This window comes from Nocardia sp. NPDC050412 (genome assembly GCF_044458825.1).
In the GTDB taxonomy this organism is placed as follows: Bacteria; Actinomycetota; Actinomycetes; order Mycobacteriales; family Mycobacteriaceae; genus Nocardia.
This window is the reverse complement of record NZ_JBITIJ010000005.1, coordinates 577041-592472: the sequence shown is the minus strand read 5'-3', so window position 1 is coordinate 592472 and position 15432 is coordinate 577041. Positions and strand designations below refer to the sequence as shown.

The window sequence follows — 15432 nt, the reverse complement described above, 5'->3', positions numbered from 1 at the left end:
CTTCAGGAATTCGGGTCCGCACCGAGCATGCGGTCGACGAGTTCGCGGACATTCGCCAGTGATGTCAGCGAAGCGAGCTCGGTCTCCGGAATCGCTATGCGGTAGCGCTCCTCGATGCGTGTCGCGAGCTCGAGTTCGAGCAGCGAATCGACGTTCCATTCGTCGACGAAGTTTGTGTGCTCACCGATTTCGGCGGCGGGCACTTCCAACACGCGCGCCACCAATTGCCGCAGGTCCTCCGGGTCCACCCGCTCGGGGATGCTTCTTGTCATCGTTGCTCCAGGTCGAACTCGCGGTTTCCGACGCTGCGTCCGACCGGAACGGATGCCGCCGCATGCGGCGCGCGCAGGTGTAGGGTCATGACCTCGCCGCCGTGCTGATCGCCACAGGTGGCGTACACCGGGTTCCGGTCGCCGCCGTCGAACTGCGCCACCGCCACCACGCACTGGAGCACTCCGAGCGCCCCCGAGCACTCCCCCAGCCGTCGGGTCAAATCCAGGACCCGAATCGGCGAACCTAATTCCGGCGACACATCCGCCGGTGTCAGCCACAATCGCGGCGGGCGGGCCGCCGTGCGGATGGCGGCGACCACCTGATCGACACCGTCGCTGTGGTAACCACCGCCGACCAACGCCCGGACGATTGCCTGCCGATTCGCCGCGTGCGCTTCCGATTCGAGGACCGCCGCTGCGGCTCCGTCGAGGACCCGTCGACCCGGTCCGAACAAGCTGCGCACCGGTCCGGTGTCCGGTTCGACCCCGACGACGACCGCAGCGTCGGCCCGACCCGCACCGATGAGCGTTGCGGCCCACAACAGTGCGTCCAACCCGCTGGCGCGCCCGCTGCACAGGGTGATATTCGGTCCGCGCAGCCCGTGCCGGATCGCGATCCACCCGGCGATGGCATTGGACGACACATGCGGCAGACCCAGCGGACTGAGTGCGGCAGTTGACTGCTCGGCGATCCGGTCGGCGAACTCGCAGACGCTGTCGAGATTGCCGAAGTTGGAGCTGACCACGGTGGCTGTCGTCGTGTCCGCGCGGTCGGTCGAGTCGATGGCCAGGCTCGCGTCGGCGAGCGCCTGCTCAACCGCGCGCAGCGCCAGTCGCGAGGCACGGTCCTTGTGTCGCATGTGCCGTCCCGTGAGGTCGGGTGCCGGTCCGGCTCCCGGCACGACCGGATCGGTCGACAGCAGATCGGCAGCGGTCTGCAAGCCCGTGACGGCGAGGCCGACTCCGGTGACCACGACCGCCCGGCTCGTCATCGCGTCCCCTTCCCGATCACGGCGACCGCATTGATGCCACCGAAGCCGAACGAGTCGATCTGCGCGACGGCCGGGTCCGCCCGCACGACGTCGCGAGCCAAATGCAGCCCAGCCGCCTCGGCGATCGGATCGGTGAGACCCAGAATCGGTGGCACCAGCCCGCGCCGCATGGCGATGGCCGCGACGATCAGACTCAGCAGCCCGGACCCGCCGAGCGTGTGCCCGGTCATCGACTTGATCGCGGTCATCACCGGTGGCGCGGCGGGCCCGCCGAACACGTCCGTCAGCACGGACGCTTCGACGGCATCGTTGAGTTGCGTTCCGCTGCCGTGCAACATCACCAGGTCTACATCGGCGGCGTCGATGCGGGCCCGTTTATGGGCGTCGGCGATGACCTCGCGGATGCTGTCCCGGTCCGGCGCCGTGGCATGGCGGGCGTCGCAGTTCATGCCGATACCGAGCAGGCGTGCGTGTGGTGCGGTGTCGGTCCCCGCCCGGCGCACGACGACTGCCACCGCGCCTTCGCCCATGATCATGCCCGCGCGCGCGGCGTCGAACGGACGCAGCGCCTGCGGCGTCCTGGTCTGAACGCGGTCGATGGTGCCGAACGCGCTCTCGGTGATCGAGTCGGTGCCCGCGACCACCACGGTCTCGGCGAGGCCCAGTTCGATCATGTCGGTCGCCATTCCCAGCGCATACAGCGACGCCGCACAGGCACAGGCAACGGTGTGCACACGTCCGACCTGGGGAAGGTCCCGCAAGGCGGCAGAGAAGTCGAGTCGATCGGGATCGAGCACATCCCCGGTCTTTCCGCCGGTTTTGCGCCACCAGAGTTCGGCGGACCGCTGTTCGCGCAGGGTGGTTCCGACCACCACCGGATACCGCTCGGCAGCCGCCGCGAGGTCCGCGTCGGCCAGCGCCGCCTCGATCACGGCGCGCAGCCACTCGGTAGCGCGGAACGGCCGGTCGCCTGCTGCCGTGCGGTCGTCGACCTCGTACGCGTGGCACGTCCGGTATTTCGCCGCGTCGAACGCGCGCAGCTTCGAGATCCCGCTCCGCCGTGCGCACAGCGACTCGAAGATCGCGTCGGGCGTCTCCCCGACGGACGCGACAGCCGCCATCCCGGTGACATCCCAGGCCATCAGTTCGCTCCGATCGCCCGGAGCCGGTTTCGCGCGAGCTTGCCGGTCCATGTCGTCGGCAGGGCATCGACCAGCTCGATGCGGCCGGGGCGCTTGAACGACGCGAGTTCGGCACGCAGACATGCGATGACAGCGCGACGGACGGTACCGGGCTCCCGGTCACTGTCCGCGACGACAAAAAGCAGCGCCTCCTGCAGCCCATGGCCGTCCGACACCCCGACCACGGCGCAATCGCGGACGCCTGCGACAGCGCGGACGACACTCTCGATCTCGGCAGGCGCCACCTTGTAGCCGCCGAGATTCAGAAAGTCGTCGGCTCGACCGACATACTGGATCGGACCGCCGCGGGCACGCCGGACAATATCGCCGGTGTACGCGCCGCCGTCGGCGAAGGTTTCCCGCGTCGCCTCCGCCCGGTCGAGATACCCGGCCGCGATGGATGGGCCCGCGATGTGCAGGCGGCCTTGCACCTCGTCACCTTCGAGAATCTCGCCGTCCTGGTCGCGCACCGTGACCCGCACCCCGGGAACGGGCACACCGATGGTGCCGGGACCCGGTTCGATGGGTGTCGTTGCCAGCATGATGTACAGCGCTTCGGTCGTCCCGAGACTGTTCACCAGCGGAACCCCGAGTCGCCGCATGACCCGTTCGCTCAGGTCCGCAGGCAACGCTTCGCCCGCCGAGACCGCCAGGCGCAGCCTACTGTCGGGGTCCTCGAACGATTCGGCCAGCGCGGCGTAGAGGCGCGGCACCGAGAACAGCACGGTCGGACGGTGGCGGCGCAGCGCGCTCGCGACGACCTGGGCGTCCACGCCGCCGTTGAGCAGCACGGTCGTCGCACCCGCGCGCAGCGGCAATAACAGGGAATTGCCGAACCCGTACGCGAATGAGAGTTTGGCCGTCGACAGCACGGTGTCGCTGGGAGCCAGCGCGGCTATCCGCCCGAACCCGGAGGGCACCCACTGCAGCGCGCTCGCCCGATGCGCGACCCCCTTCGGCACGCCGGTGCTGCCGGAGGTGTACTGCACCAGGGCTTCCTGATCGGGCAGCCACTGCTGCTGCGGCGGCAGCGCGGCCCGCTCGCCGGAGCGCCGTTGCCGCAATACCGACTCGCGGATCTGGTCCCCGTCGAGCTGCCCGATATCCGGCAGCACCGCGGCAAGTCTGTTGCGACGCGTCCCGGGGACGTCGACGTATCCGAACTTCACCCCGGCGTCGGCCGCGATGAACCCGATCTCCTTGTCCGACAGCGCCGGATTCACCGGGACCGCTGCGCAGCCGTGCCACCACAGCCCGAGCACCGCCACCACCGTGGCAACCGAGTCGTCCGCCAACACCATGGCCCGGCTGCCCGGCACGACTCCATTGTCGGAAAGCAGATTCGCGAATGCGCCCGCAGCCCGGAACAGCTCGGTGTAACCGACCTCGCCGATATCGGAATCGATATAGGCGGGCGCGTCTTTTCCGAGCGAATCGAGGTGACTTCCGACGAAGAATTCGACGAGGTTCACCGGTGCACCCCACCCGAGCCCTCGACGACCGCCAACGCGTCGCCAAGTGAATCCAGGCGCGCGATCGAACCGTCCGAAAGCGTAACCGAGAATTCGCGTTCTATACGGGCGAGTATTTCGGCCTTTTCCAGCGAGGAAGCGCCCAGATCCTCGTAGAAATGCGCCCGCACGTCCACACCATCGATGTTCATCTCGAGCACTTCGGCCGTAATAGCGCGAAGCCTGTCACAATTACTGCCGCCGTACCACTGTTCGGATCCGACCATATTCATATCCTGACAATTATGATTTCCATCATGGACGAGGCGCTCGGAATACGGTCGTGCACCGGAGCGGACGGTGTTGTTTCCCGGCGCGGTGGACAAGAATTCGCCCACCCGGTCCGCTATTTCTTTCCTCGTACGGATGCACCATATATTTCCGAACTTGCAAGGAAAAGTGCCAATATCGACGAACCGCAGTGGTCCAGTCGCGTGCCGAATGAACGCGAGGGCCCCGGTTGGAGGTGACCTCGGCCGCGATCAACGCCCAGCAGTCGCGGCCGAGGTCGCAGCCGTGAGCGGACACGCGCCACAAATCATCCTGGCCGACCTGTCGCGACTCGCGGAGGTGGACTGGCTGGCCGACGAGATCATCGCCCGCACTTCGCGATTGGTGCACTGGTGAACAAGGCCAGCGCCGGTTGACTCGGTGGCCGCTCCGGAGCATTATGAACATAAGTTCATGAATGTGTGTTCATGATGTATGTGAGGAGATCGATGCAATGACCGATATCGTCAACACCGCCCAGTCCGAGGCCTGGAACGGATACGAGGGTGATCACTGGGCCGCGAACTACGACCGATACGACGCGGTCAACAGCGGATTCAACGAGCCGCTACTGGCCGCGGCCGAGGTGGGCGCGGGAGACCGAGTGCTCGAGATCGGCTGCGGTAACGGACAATTGACGCGGCTGGCGGCGGGGCGCGCGGCCGCGGTGACCGGGATCGACCTGTCGGGGCCGATGCTGGCCCGGGCGCGGGAACGCGCTCTCGCCGAGGGGGTCGGCACCGTGTCCTTCGCGCAGGGCGACGCGCAGGTCCATCCGTTCCCGGACGCGGCATTCGACGTGGCGCTCAGCCGGTTCGGCATCATGTTCTTCGCCGACCCGGTAGCGGCCTTCGCCAACATCGCCCGCGCGTTGCGGCCCGGTGGTCGGCTCGCGTTCGTGTCCATGCCGCCGCTGGCCGACTCGGACATCGGGGTCGTGTTCGGGGCGGCAGCGGTGCACCTGCCGGGCTTCGAGATCGGGCACGGCTTCAGCGGATTCGCCGATCCCGACGCGGTGCGGGAGTTGCTCTCCGCCGCGGGTTTCACCGCGGTCCGGGCGCAGCACATCGTCGCCGACAGCATCTGGGGCCGCGACATCGCCGACGCCGCCGAGTTCATCATGGACTGGGGCCCGGTACGGTATCACCGAGGCAGGCACGACTTCGCTACCGACGACCGGGTACGGACCGCGATCGCCGGTGCGCTGGAACCATTCGCCCGTCCCGCCGGTGTGCATCTGAATGCCACCGCCTGGCTGGTCACCGCGGTGACGCCGCTACCGTAGGGTCGTATGTCACCGAGAAAGGCGGCGGTCCTGCGCGATCGCGACGATTCCGACCTGCGCGAGCATCTGATCGCGACGGCCGAGCGGTTGCTCGCCGAGCAGGGCGGCGCGGGCCTGACCGTGCGTGCGATCGCGCGGGCCGCCGGGGTCGCCGACGGTGTGCTCTACAACCACTTCGCCGACAAGGAGGAACTGCTGGCGGCCGCGCTGCGCGCCCACGTCGACGCCGTGCATCGCGGACTGCCGCCGCTGCCCGCGCCGGGTACCACCTCGGTGGCCGACAACCTGACCGCCTACCTGCAGCAGGGGCTGGCCCTGCACCGCGCCATCCTCCCGGTCATGGTCGGCCTGCTCGCCCAGCCCGCGATTCTGGCGAAATTCGGTGCGGCCCAAGGCCGCGAACGCGATTGGCGCGACGTACTGGCCGACTACCTGCACGCCGAACGCGATCTCGGGCGCCTGGCCCCCGACGCGGATCTCGACGCCACCGTCACCATCCTGGTCGGGATCTGCCACGACGAGGTGCTGGCAGCGCTCCTTCCCGGCGGTGCCCGCCAAACGTCCCCGGTTTCGGCGGCGTCGGTGATCACCACACTGCTGACCGGCATCGGAATGGAATCGTTCTGACCGTCCGTGCGCAAACCACGGCATTCCGGAGGCTGACCGACCTGGGTCGGCAGACTCGAGACATCCGACAACGGGCTTCGAGGGTGCGGTGGCCAATTCCAGATCCGCACGCGTGCAGCGGAACGGAGGGTTTCGGCCAATTCATCAACCGATTCGGAGCTGCTGACAGTGCGAGTATGAACGAATTGGATGCGGGCGACCTGCGTCCTGGGCTGTTCGGCGCCACCAACGTACTGTCACTCCGTTCCCTACGGGAGACGGCGGTCTCCTGTCCTCGAAGGGAACGTCCTGTATTGCCGTTGGTTGAGCGGTCGTCACGGTGAGATCGACTGCGCCGCAGGATGTCCGGTAGTGCCGAGTTTCGTATGAGTTGACCGGGGCGATAAATGGTTCGAAGGCGATGTGGACAGTGAACTAGCATCGCCCGGTGGCGGATGTGGTGAATCGGCAGTGGGTCGTACGGCGGCGGCCGGAGGGCGCTTTGCGTGACGAGGATTTCGAGCTGCGAACGGGGCCTGTGCCGGTTCCGGGGCCGGGGGAAGCCCTGGTCAGGGTGCACTCCCTGGGTATTGATCCCACCCAGCGTGGCTGGCTCAACGAGGCCGACAATTACATCGACGCCGTACCGGTCGGCGCGGTGATGCGTGGTAGCGGTGTCGGCGAGGTGGTCCGCTCGAATGATCCGCGCTATCCGGTCGGAAGCTGGGTTGCGGGAATGGTGGGGTGGCAGGACTACGCTAGGGCGTCCGAAAGCGGATTGTTCGGGCTGAACGTGATTCCCGACGGTGTGCCGCCCACGCTCATGCTGAGCCTGTTCGGAGCACCTGGCCTGACCGCGTACTTCGGCCTGACGGACGTCGGTCGCCCTGAGCCGGGTCAGACGGTGCTGGTATCGGCCGCAGCCGGCGTGACCGGATCCATCGCGGGCCAGATCGCGAAAGCGTTAGGGTGCACGGTTATCGGGATCGCGGGCGGCCCGCGCAAATGCTCGTGGATCACCGATTGTGCGGGCTTGCACGCCGCCATCGATTACAAGCACGACGACGTCGACGCCTGTTTGACCCGCTTGGCCCCGAACGGCATCGACGTCTTCTTCGACGGTGTCGGTGGTCACATCCTCGAATGTGGTCTGGCGCACCTCGCACGCCACGCTCGTGTCGTGCTGGCCGGAGCCATCTCGTCCGGCTATCAAGGCTCCGACCCTTCACACGGCCCACGGAACTACATGCGCCTGGCCCTCGATCGAGCACGCATGGAAGGCTTCATCTTCCTCGACTATGTGGACCGATTCCCAGAAGCCTTCACAGCCTTGCGCGACTGGCACGACCAGGGAAACATTACGATCGCCGAAACCGTAAGCAGCGGACTGGAATCCGCACCGAGCGCGTTGCGCGCGGTCTTCGAGGGCGGCAACCTCGGCAAGCAGTTGGTCCAGATCGTGCAACCGTGATGCCACCATCGCGACAGTCGGCCATCAGCGATCGCGACGGACGAGCTGGGCGTGCCTGACGGCCGAACATCCGCCCATGGCAAAGTCGGTCTGCCACACCCGGTTCCGGTCCGTGGGCGGGTCATGGAACACCTTGCGCCGCAACATGGCCCACGACTTGCGGTCGGCGCGATATCCCCGCGGCGGCAGCAGCCCGCGACGCCGCAGCGCCCTCTCCACTATCGACGTGGACAACTTCATAGCCGTCGGCGCGCATCAACGCCGCGATCTTGCGATGCCCCCACACCGGCCACTCCTCGGCACGCTTCGCCGCGATCGGCTCGAACCGCTCCACCGTCGACGCCGGCCACGGCCCCCGCGACGGGTCACCGCCGCGCGCAACCAGGACAGCTGTATCCATGTGTTCCCTGCGGGCATCGGTGACTGTGGTGACGGAACGTGAACGTCGCCGCATGAATATTTCTGACACGTCGACCGCTTTTCCGGTTGGCCGTGAGACTTCGTGGGCGGCCAGGGCGGTGCGGCGATCGTGACGACGGTCCCTGGAAGTGTCACCGTGGGTGTCGGCATGGGAATGGGCATGGGCTTGCGCGTCACCGTATTCGTGGGCGTGAATTGGGCTTGGACAGGGGCTCCGCTGGCGACAACAGCAACGGCACGTGACAGTGCCGTTCGTCGGCGACGGTGAAGGCAATGGTGACCTCAGGGTAGAAGGTCGCGACCCGCTCGACGGCTGGGCTGCGCGGGGCGGATGGCTCGCAACGGGCGGCCCAACCTTTCGGCATGCGTGGTGGTTGTTTCCTGTAAGGAGGTCGATGCCAATGACTTTCACTGGAGGTGCGCCGATGAACAGTGGCCGAACCGAGCAGGGGCGGACATGGTCGCGACGTTGCGCGGGATCGTGTGGGGGTGGGTTGTGAGGCTCCGTCGACTGCCGTACGGAGGATCCTTGTGTGGGCGTTCTCTTCCGCAGTGGATCGTCGTCGCGCTCGGTCTGGGTGTGCTTGTCATAGCGCTCGCCTCCGCCGCTGGCCCATACCGGCAGACCCGGGAGTTCCGGGCGGCCGTGGGGTGCGGGGCGAGTGCGGGCGACTGTTTGGCCAGCGAGCGGGGTTCCATTGCGGAGCGGCGCACCTACACCACGACGACGACGGAGACCGACTCCAACGGCCACATGAGCACGACCACGACCACCCACTACGAGGTCACCTGGCAGCGGACCGACGGGTCCCGGCAGACCTGCGAGGTGTCGTCGAGCTTCTACGGTAAGGCACGGGAGGGACAACCGGCCACACTGCGACTCTGGCGCGGGGAGGTCGTCGGCGTGGAGGTGACGGACGGGAGCGAGTGGTTCCTGCCGAAGTCCGGTAAGACGCTCGGCTACTGGCTGTTCCTGGCCTTTTTCGGCCTCGGTGTTCTGCTGTGGGGACTGTTGTTCGGCTGGTGGGACGGGTTGTTCATGCTCGCCTTCCGTACGTTCGCCTGGATGTTCATCGGCTTCGTGCCGGTAGGCATGACGACGGATGCCTTGGCCTACGGCCTGCGGCCCGGGGTCGGTCTCGGCATAGAGATCGCGTTAGGCGCCTTGTGCATCGGCGTCGCCGGTTGGATACTGATCGGCTCGCTCGACGGCAGGTGATGCGGGTGAGCGACCGCACGGCCCTCCCCCTACTTTTCCTGGATATCGACGGACCGCTGCTGCCGATCGGCGGGGATCCACGCCCGCGACCCCCGATTCCGGATCCGGAGTGGCACTTCGCGGGGCTGAAACGCGCGGCCGGGCTTGCGCTTTCGGCGCTGCCGTGTGTGCTCGTCTGGGCGACTGCGTGGGAAGAGGAGGCGAATACGGAGATCGCGACGCGGATCGGACTACCGCCGCTGCCGCGGGTCGCGTGGTCGCGGTCCACCGACGAACGTCAATATCGAGAAGACCGGCGGATCGGCTTGCACTGGAAGACACGAAATCTGGTGGACTGGGCGGCCGGACGCCCATTCGCCTGGATCGATGACGAGATCACCGATGCCGACCGGCACTGGGTGAGCGCGAACCATCCCGGGCATGCTCTGCTCCACCTCGTCGATGCCGTCCGCGGTCTCGATGACGCAGATCTCGTCGCGATCGGGGACTGGCTGCGAACGGTCCGGAATCAGCAGCCGTGACGCTCAGCTCCCCCCGTACGGCGAATACGAGAACGGTGACAGCGGCAGCGGTCCGTGACAGTGCCGTTCGTCAGCGATGGTGACCTCCGGCTAGAAGGTCGCGACCCGCTGCGCGGCGAAATAGTCGCCGGTGCCGAATCGCAATCGCTAGGGACGCAGCGGCGGTGTTTGCTGATCCAGGCCGATGGGTCGGCCGCACGGCGGGGGTGCCAGTGGTTCTGGCCCTTTTCCGACGGCCCCCTCCGAACCAGCCGTGCCCGATTTCCGTGGCGGCTTGCTCTCCAGTGCTCATCGTGGCCTGCCAGTTGGGCATGCGGCGTGGCAGGCGCGGCAGACGAGGCGGGTCTTGCCGCGACGAGCCGCCATCTGCTTGACCCAATCCGGTTGTGATTTCCGGCTTTTCGGGTTGAGGTCCTTCAATGCTCTCGAGTGGTAGACCTCGACCTTGTGGGTGGAGCCGCATCGTTCGCAAGCGCGACTACGAATCCCGCCCCGGCCACCACAAAGCCATGATCTGCATCGCCATGATCGCCGTCATGTCACGCCGCTTCGCCCGCATCTAACACAGTTGTCAGACGCTCACTTACAGGATCGTCAGTTTGATGTGGGCCCAGGCGTTGTTGCCGTATCCGCGGGGATTCCATATGGATGCTGGGCATTCGGGTTGTGTGGCTCCGGCATCGTCCCAGGCGCGAGCGGTGATGTTGAGTGGCCCGGGTCGCATGTCGACGGTCAGTGACCACGGCCGCCACGCCCACCGGCTGGGTGCGGGGTGCAGGTCGGCCTGCCGCCAGCTGCGGCCGTCGTCGACGGAGACGTCGACCCGTTCGATGCCGTGGCCGTCGCCGGCGATTGCCCATCCACGAACGGTACGGGAGCCACGCGGAATCTGATCGCCCTCGGTGGGCACGAGGATGTCGCAGTTGAGCGCCAGCGACGATAGCGAGATGCCCTCGCCCGGTGCGACCGCCTCTGGGTCGGCCTCGGGCGGAAGAATACGGTAGTCGAAGGCCTGAAAATAGTTCTGTGATGGCATGGATTGCACGGTGAGGGCGGTGACCCATTTGACGCTGCGAGCCCCGATGTAGCCAGGCACCACCACACGCACCGGGCCACCGTGAGCGCGCGGAAGTGGCTGAGAATTCATCTGCCAGGCCAACAACACCTCCTCGCGGAGCGCCTTGGACAGCGGGATGGAGCTGCCGTAGGACTGGACCGGCCGGGCCTCTTGGGCCACGTCGGGCGCAGCGAATGCGACGTGCAGACGGTCATCGTGGTCCACCCCGGCCGCCTGCAGCACATCGGCCAGCCTGGGCCCGACCCACTCGGCGGTCGAGATCGCGCCGTGCTCCCATGGCTCCTTGCCGGGGATCGGGCGCACCGCCAGCAGTTCAGCGCGCCGGTTGCCGGCACACGCCAGCGTCGCTACCACGCTGTGTTGCTCAAAACCGGTCGTCAGTTGGTCGTAGGTCACGGTGAGCGGATTGTCCACCCGGCCATCGACGCCCAACCGCCACTGCTCGGTGGGGATGTCGGGGAATGGACCGTGATTGCGCGCATAGAACGCGTCCACCGCGGTGATTTCGCTGCTCGCCAGCACCGATGGCGGCGGCTCGGCGTTGAACGGCAGCCGTCCCCGCACAATCATGTCCTTGCGCTTACCCCACATCTCACCGCCCCGCCAACGAGTAGTCGCGGACTGCGACTTCAATCCTATCGCCGGTTGAAGGGGATCTGCTGGGGTCGGCAGCCCGCAGAATCGCCAGGATCCCACCCAGGGTGTCGGCGCCTTCCTCACATCGAGCGCCCGCTGCCATCCTGGGCCTGCCGATACCGCCTGAACCCATGATGTGCTCGCCCAACGCAAATCGTAAAAGTTTGGTCGGTCGGGCGCGTACCGTTCGATATGTGGCAAGGGCCCGGCCGCGGTGACCGGTGACCGGTGACCGGTGACCGGTGCTCGGCAGCGGGCGCGCGGCCCGGCCGCGGTGCTGTCCCCGCTGAGACTCCGCAGGCGCAATCGGTGAGATGAACAACCGCTGGAGGGCTTATGACGCCCGTCGAGGCTAATGGTCTGGTCGCGAGGCCGTATCCGCGCAGGGTCGGCCTCGAGAGCTCCTACATCGTCGAGTTCGTCACGACGACCGATCCCAAGCAGTTGGGGATCATGTCTCTATTCACGTCGTTTTCGTTTTTCTTCGGCAGCGGGTTGATGGCGTTGTTGCTGCGTGCGGAACTCGGCCGTCCCGGGTTGCAGTACGGCGATCCCCCCGCTCGCCCCCCTTGCGGACTCCACGTGTCTTCCGGGCAGGAGCAGCAGCGATGAACAGATTGGCTCGGCTCTACACCGAACACGGTCAAAGCCCGTGGCTGGACAACCTCACCCGTCCCTACCTGCGTGACGGTGTTCTCGCGGCAATGGTGGCCGATGGGATCCGTGGCGTGACGGCCAACCCGACGATCTTCGCTCGCGCCATCGAAGCCTCCGACGCATACGACGACCAGTTCGCCGCCCTCATCGCCGCGGGCTCCACCGTCGAAGACGCCTATTGGGAGTTGGTCGTCGATGACGTCCTCGATGCGGCGACCGTCCTGCGACCGACCTACGACGACTCCAGCGGTACCGACGGATACGTCTCTGTCGAGGTCGCACCGGAACTGGCTGATGACACCGACGCAACAATCGCTGCGGCGCGCATGCTGCACCAGCGGGTCGCCCGCCCGAACGTGTTCGTGAAAATCCCGGCCACGGCCGCAGGAATACCGGCGATAACGGCGATGATCGCCGAAGGCGTCGGTATCAACATCACCCTGATCTTTTCCCTGGCCCGCTACCAGCAGGTGATCGAGGCCTTCCTGCAAGGTCTGGAGACGTTCACCGCACACGGCGGTGACCCTGCCACCGTCCACAGCGTCGCGTCGTTCTTCGTCAGCCGCGTCGACACCGAAGTCGACCACCGTCTCGAACACGTCGGCACCACCGACGCGCTCGCGCTGCGGGGGCGAGCGGCGATCGCGCAAGCCCAACTCGCCTACCAGATCTTCCGCGACAGCTTCAGCGGCCCACGATGGGACTACCTTGCCGCTCACGGCGCGCATCCGCAGAAGCCGCTGTGGGCCTCGACGTCCACCAAGAATCCCGCCTACCCCGACACGAAATACGTCGACCGTCTCATCGCCCCCGACACCATCAACACACTGACCGAAACCACCATCGCGGCCTTCCAGGACCACGGCACGCTCACCCGCAGCGTTGACACCGAAGGCGCACCTCAGGCAGCCGCCGGGGTCATGCGTGAGCTTGCCGCCCTCGGAGTCGACATGGACGATGTCGGTCGCGCCCTCGAAACCAAAGGAGTCGCCAGTTTCCACGCCTCCTTCGCCGATGTGCTGACCGCACTACACACCAAAACCCGCCAACTCGAGCAGCGATAACCCGGGGATCGATGATGTCGACTCGACACGATGTGCAAATCCGCAGAATCTATGACGACCCGACCCCGCATGACGGCACCCGTGTCCTGGTAGACCGGCTCTGGCCCCGCGGCGTCAGCAAAACCAGGGCCCACCTCGACGAATGGTGCAAACAGATCGCCCCATCCACCGAACTGCGCAGATGGTACGGCCACGACCCGAAACTCTTCGACGAATTCGCCCGCCGCTACCGCGACGAACTGACCGAACCCGAGCGCGTCGAAGCGCTCGCCCACCTGCGCGAACTGGCAGGCCAGAACAAACTCACCTTGCTCACCGGCACCAAGAACACCGACATCAGCGAAGCAGCCGTACTTGCCGATATCGTCGCACGACCGGGCAGATCCCCCAGAAAGTGACAGGCTACGACGCGCCCCAGGTTGGGCTGCGGAAACGCAGCCACGCCATACGCATCGCCGACGTCTACAGGTAGAGACTATGTCGCATAGGGCGCGGCACTGGGAATCTCCTCTCGTCGATGCGACGCGGGTCGCCGACGCTGGTGTTCATCCCGATGGAGCGTTCGACGAAATCCGAATTCGTTGTCCGCGAACTTCTGTCGGCCGCCTGATTGCACTGCACCTTTGGTTCGACACAGGAGCGGCTCATGGTGACGTTGGACCGGTTGGCGAACGTACTGGGTGGCTATGGGATCCGTTTGCGGTTGTGTTCGGTTCCACGGTCCACCCAATTGCGGAGTGTGGTGATCCACGGGGCCGATCAGGACCCCACGGAAGTGGGTGATGTGCTGCTGGGGATCGGGGCACGCTCAGTGTCGGAGGTGGTGGACTGGGCGGTGTCGGCGCGGGCTGTTGTCGCGCTCGTCCGTGGGGGTGAGCAGACCGCGGACGAGCCGGAGATCGAGGGGGTGGCGGTGATGGTGGTCGATCCTGCGGTGACCTGGAGCGAGGTGGCTGCGGTGGTCTATGGAATGGTGCTGGAAGGCCGCGAGACCGCGGCCGGTCGCGGCCCGACCGATTTGTTCGCCTTGGCCGACAGTCTGGCCGACGCGGTCGGGGGTGCGGTGACGATCGAGGACCGCCGGTCTCGGGTGCTGGCGTATTCGAGGCCGCAGCAGCACCTCGACCCCGCACGGGTCGAGACGATCCTGAGCCGGGAAATGCCGCAGTGGTTGCGGGACTTGTTCGACGCGCGTGGTGTCTTCGCACATTTGGCGGCCTCGGAGGAACCGTTGTTCGTTCCCGCGCAGGAAGAACATAGTGTGACGGGGCGGATGGTCGTGGCCGTGCGCGTGGGCCGGCAATTGCTGGGCTCGGTATGGGTGTCGTGCCCGGCACCGTTGCACGGGGCTCGACGGATCGCCTTGGCCGACGGCGCGCACACGGTGGCCCTGCATCTGTTGCGGTCGCGGGCCAGCGCGGACCTGGAACGTCAGGTGGAATCCGAACTGGTGATCAGTTTGCTGGAGGGCGCCGCGGACGCGGCGACGGTGGCCAGCAGGCTGGGGTTGGCGCCGGAGACTTTACGGGCGATCGCGCTGCGCGCACGAATCGCCGACGAGCAGCACGCCGCGCTGCTCCAGGTTTTCGAGCGAGCGACAACCGGATTCGGCTGGTCCCGTTCGAGCCGCAGCGCCTTGGTCGGTGACACCATCTACACCGTGCTGCCCGCCGATCAGGCGGCGACCGCACGACGCTGGATAAGCGAGCTACAGGCGGCGCTGCCTGCGCAGATAACGGTTCTGGCCGGCATCAGTGGTGTCGCCCGGGCCACGGAATTGGCGTTGGCACGCCGAGAGGCCGACGAATGTCTGGCGCTGCACGAGGCCCGCTCAGCGGATGCGGTGCCCCCCGCCTATGACGAGTCGTGGGACGAGATCCTGCTGCAACGGTTGCGCGCCGCGGGGCTTTCTGAACGTATCCCCGCACGGGGGCCGGTGTCGCAGTTGCGCCGCCACGACCGCGCAAACTCCACCGAGTACGTGGCAACGCTGCGCGCCTGGTTGCATGCCCAAGGCGACCCCGCCCAGGCGGGCGCGCAGCTCGGCGTGCACGAGAACACTGTCCGTAACCGTCTGCGCAAGATGGCAGAGGTGACCAACCTCGGCTTGGACGACCCCCGCAAACGACTCGCCATGATGATCGAACTCGCCGTCACCGACAACGACTGACCGTGCTGTGCCATCGCCACAAATCTCGACCCCTCGATTGTCGGATCAGCGCAACTGATCGCCTCGACAACCACGCCAT

At 66.6% G+C, this 15432-nt stretch carries 18 protein-coding genes; 9 read left to right on the top strand and 9 right to left on the bottom strand.

Features of this window, described 5'->3' with window-relative positions; genetic code table 11:
- Positions 1–2: 2 nt before the first annotated feature.
- Genes ACIBI6_RS17315 through ACIBI6_RS17295 form a run of 5 tightly spaced genes read right to left on the bottom strand, consistent with a single transcriptional unit; the run spans position 3 to position 4183 of the window.
- Positions 3–272 carry an acyl carrier protein gene (locus ACIBI6_RS17315; protein WP_396956943.1) on the bottom strand — a complete coding sequence of 90 codons (270 nt, stop codon included), beginning with the start codon at positions 270–272 and terminating at the stop codon, positions 3–5.
- Positions 269–1264: a beta-ketoacyl synthase N-terminal-like domain-containing protein gene (locus ACIBI6_RS17310; RefSeq protein ID WP_396956942.1), complete on the bottom strand. Its 996-nt coding sequence runs from the start codon at positions 1262–1264 to the stop codon at positions 269–271. The genes ACIBI6_RS17315 and ACIBI6_RS17310 overlap by 4 nt, the downstream gene beginning before the upstream one ends.
- Positions 1261–2406, bottom strand: coding sequence for a beta-ketoacyl synthase N-terminal-like domain-containing protein (locus tag ACIBI6_RS17305; RefSeq protein ID WP_396956941.1), 1146 nt, complete (start codon positions 2404–2406; stop codon positions 1261–1263). The genes ACIBI6_RS17310 and ACIBI6_RS17305 overlap by 4 nt, the downstream gene beginning before the upstream one ends.
- The gene (locus ACIBI6_RS17300) at positions 2406–3917 is read right to left on the bottom strand and encodes an AMP-binding protein (protein ID WP_396956940.1); all 1512 of its coding nucleotides are present in this window, start codon (positions 3915–3917) and stop codon (positions 2406–2408) included. The genes ACIBI6_RS17305 and ACIBI6_RS17300 overlap by 1 nt, the downstream gene beginning before the upstream one ends.
- Positions 3914–4183 carry an acyl carrier protein gene (locus tag ACIBI6_RS17295; RefSeq protein ID WP_396956939.1) on the bottom strand — a complete coding sequence of 90 codons (270 nt, stop codon included), beginning with the start codon at positions 4181–4183 and terminating at the stop codon, positions 3914–3916. Before ACIBI6_RS17295 ends, ACIBI6_RS17300 begins: the two co-directional genes overlap by 4 nt.
- Before the next feature lie 497 nt (positions 4184–4680).
- Between ACIBI6_RS17295 and ACIBI6_RS17290 the strand changes: the two genes are divergently transcribed.
- The 3 genes from ACIBI6_RS17290 to ACIBI6_RS17280 all read left to right on the top strand — a co-directional run bounded on the left by ACIBI6_RS17290 (position 4681) and on the right by ACIBI6_RS17280 (position 7588).
- Positions 4681–5511 (top strand): class I SAM-dependent methyltransferase, encoded by an 831-nt coding sequence (locus ACIBI6_RS17290; protein WP_396956938.1) that lies wholly within the window; start codon positions 4681–4683, stop codon positions 5509–5511.
- Positions 5512–5517: 6 nt separating this feature from the next.
- Positions 5518–6138 carry a TetR/AcrR family transcriptional regulator gene (locus tag ACIBI6_RS17285; protein ID WP_396956937.1) on the top strand — a complete coding sequence of 207 codons (621 nt, stop codon included), beginning with the start codon at positions 5518–5520 and terminating at the stop codon, positions 6136–6138.
- A gap of 427 nt (positions 6139–6565) precedes the next feature.
- A complete protein-coding gene (locus ACIBI6_RS17280) occupies positions 6566–7588 on the top strand; it encodes an NADP-dependent oxidoreductase (protein WP_396956936.1) in 1023 nt (340 codons plus the stop codon).
- A 121-nt stretch (positions 7589–7709) separates the two neighbouring features.
- Here the strand turns inward: ACIBI6_RS17280 and ACIBI6_RS17275 are convergent, their stop codons facing one another.
- On the bottom strand, positions 7710–7988 hold the full coding sequence (locus ACIBI6_RS17275) for a hypothetical protein (protein WP_396956935.1): 279 nt from the start codon (positions 7986–7988) through the stop codon (positions 7710–7712).
- A 193-nt stretch (positions 7989–8181) separates the two neighbouring features.
- Entirely contained in the window at positions 8182–8373 is a 192-nt protein-coding gene (locus tag ACIBI6_RS17270; protein WP_396956933.1) for a hydroxyisourate hydrolase, read from the bottom strand.
- A gap of 164 nt (positions 8374–8537) precedes the next feature.
- Between ACIBI6_RS17270 and ACIBI6_RS17265 the strand changes: the two genes are divergently transcribed.
- Entirely contained in the window at positions 8538–9227 is a 690-nt protein-coding gene (locus ACIBI6_RS17265) for a hypothetical protein (protein ID WP_364352776.1), read from the top strand.
- A 5-nt stretch (positions 9228–9232) separates the two neighbouring features.
- Positions 9233–9748 (top strand): HAD domain-containing protein, encoded by a 516-nt coding sequence (locus ACIBI6_RS17260; protein ID WP_396956931.1) that lies wholly within the window; start codon positions 9233–9235, stop codon positions 9746–9748.
- A 288-nt stretch (positions 9749–10036) separates the two neighbouring features.
- Here ACIBI6_RS17260 and ACIBI6_RS17255 read toward each other — a convergent pair whose 3' ends face one another.
- Both ACIBI6_RS17255 and ACIBI6_RS17250 read right to left on the bottom strand, forming a co-directional pair.
- On the bottom strand, positions 10037–10234 hold the full coding sequence (locus ACIBI6_RS17255; protein ID WP_396957059.1) for a hypothetical protein: 198 nt from the start codon (positions 10232–10234) through the stop codon (positions 10037–10039).
- Positions 10235–10331: 97 nt separating this feature from the next.
- Positions 10332–11417, bottom strand: a complete 1086-nt coding sequence (locus ACIBI6_RS17250) for a sulfite oxidase (RefSeq protein ID WP_364352978.1) — start codon at positions 11415–11417, stop codon at positions 10332–10334.
- 381 nt (positions 11418–11798) lie between these two features.
- On the opposite strand from ACIBI6_RS17250, the gene ACIBI6_RS17245 reads away from it, so the two are divergent.
- The 4 genes from ACIBI6_RS17245 (at position 11799) to ACIBI6_RS17230 (ending at position 15353) form a co-directional block, all read left to right on the top strand.
- Positions 11799–12074 carry a hypothetical protein gene (locus tag ACIBI6_RS17245; RefSeq protein WP_396956929.1) on the top strand — a complete coding sequence of 92 codons (276 nt, stop codon included), beginning with the start codon at positions 11799–11801 and terminating at the stop codon, positions 12072–12074.
- Positions 12071–13183, top strand: a complete 1113-nt coding sequence (gene tal, locus ACIBI6_RS17240) for a transaldolase (protein WP_396956927.1) — start codon at positions 12071–12073, stop codon at positions 13181–13183. Before ACIBI6_RS17245 ends, tal begins: the two co-directional genes overlap by 4 nt.
- Before the next feature lie 14 nt (positions 13184–13197).
- Entirely contained in the window at positions 13198–13581 is a 384-nt protein-coding gene (locus ACIBI6_RS17235; protein WP_364352761.1) for a DUF488 family protein, read from the top strand.
- A 248-nt stretch (positions 13582–13829) separates the two neighbouring features.
- Positions 13830–15353, top strand: a complete 1524-nt coding sequence (locus ACIBI6_RS17230; RefSeq protein WP_396956925.1) for a PucR family transcriptional regulator — start codon at positions 13830–13832, stop codon at positions 15351–15353.
- Positions 15354–15432 lie beyond the last annotated feature (79 nt).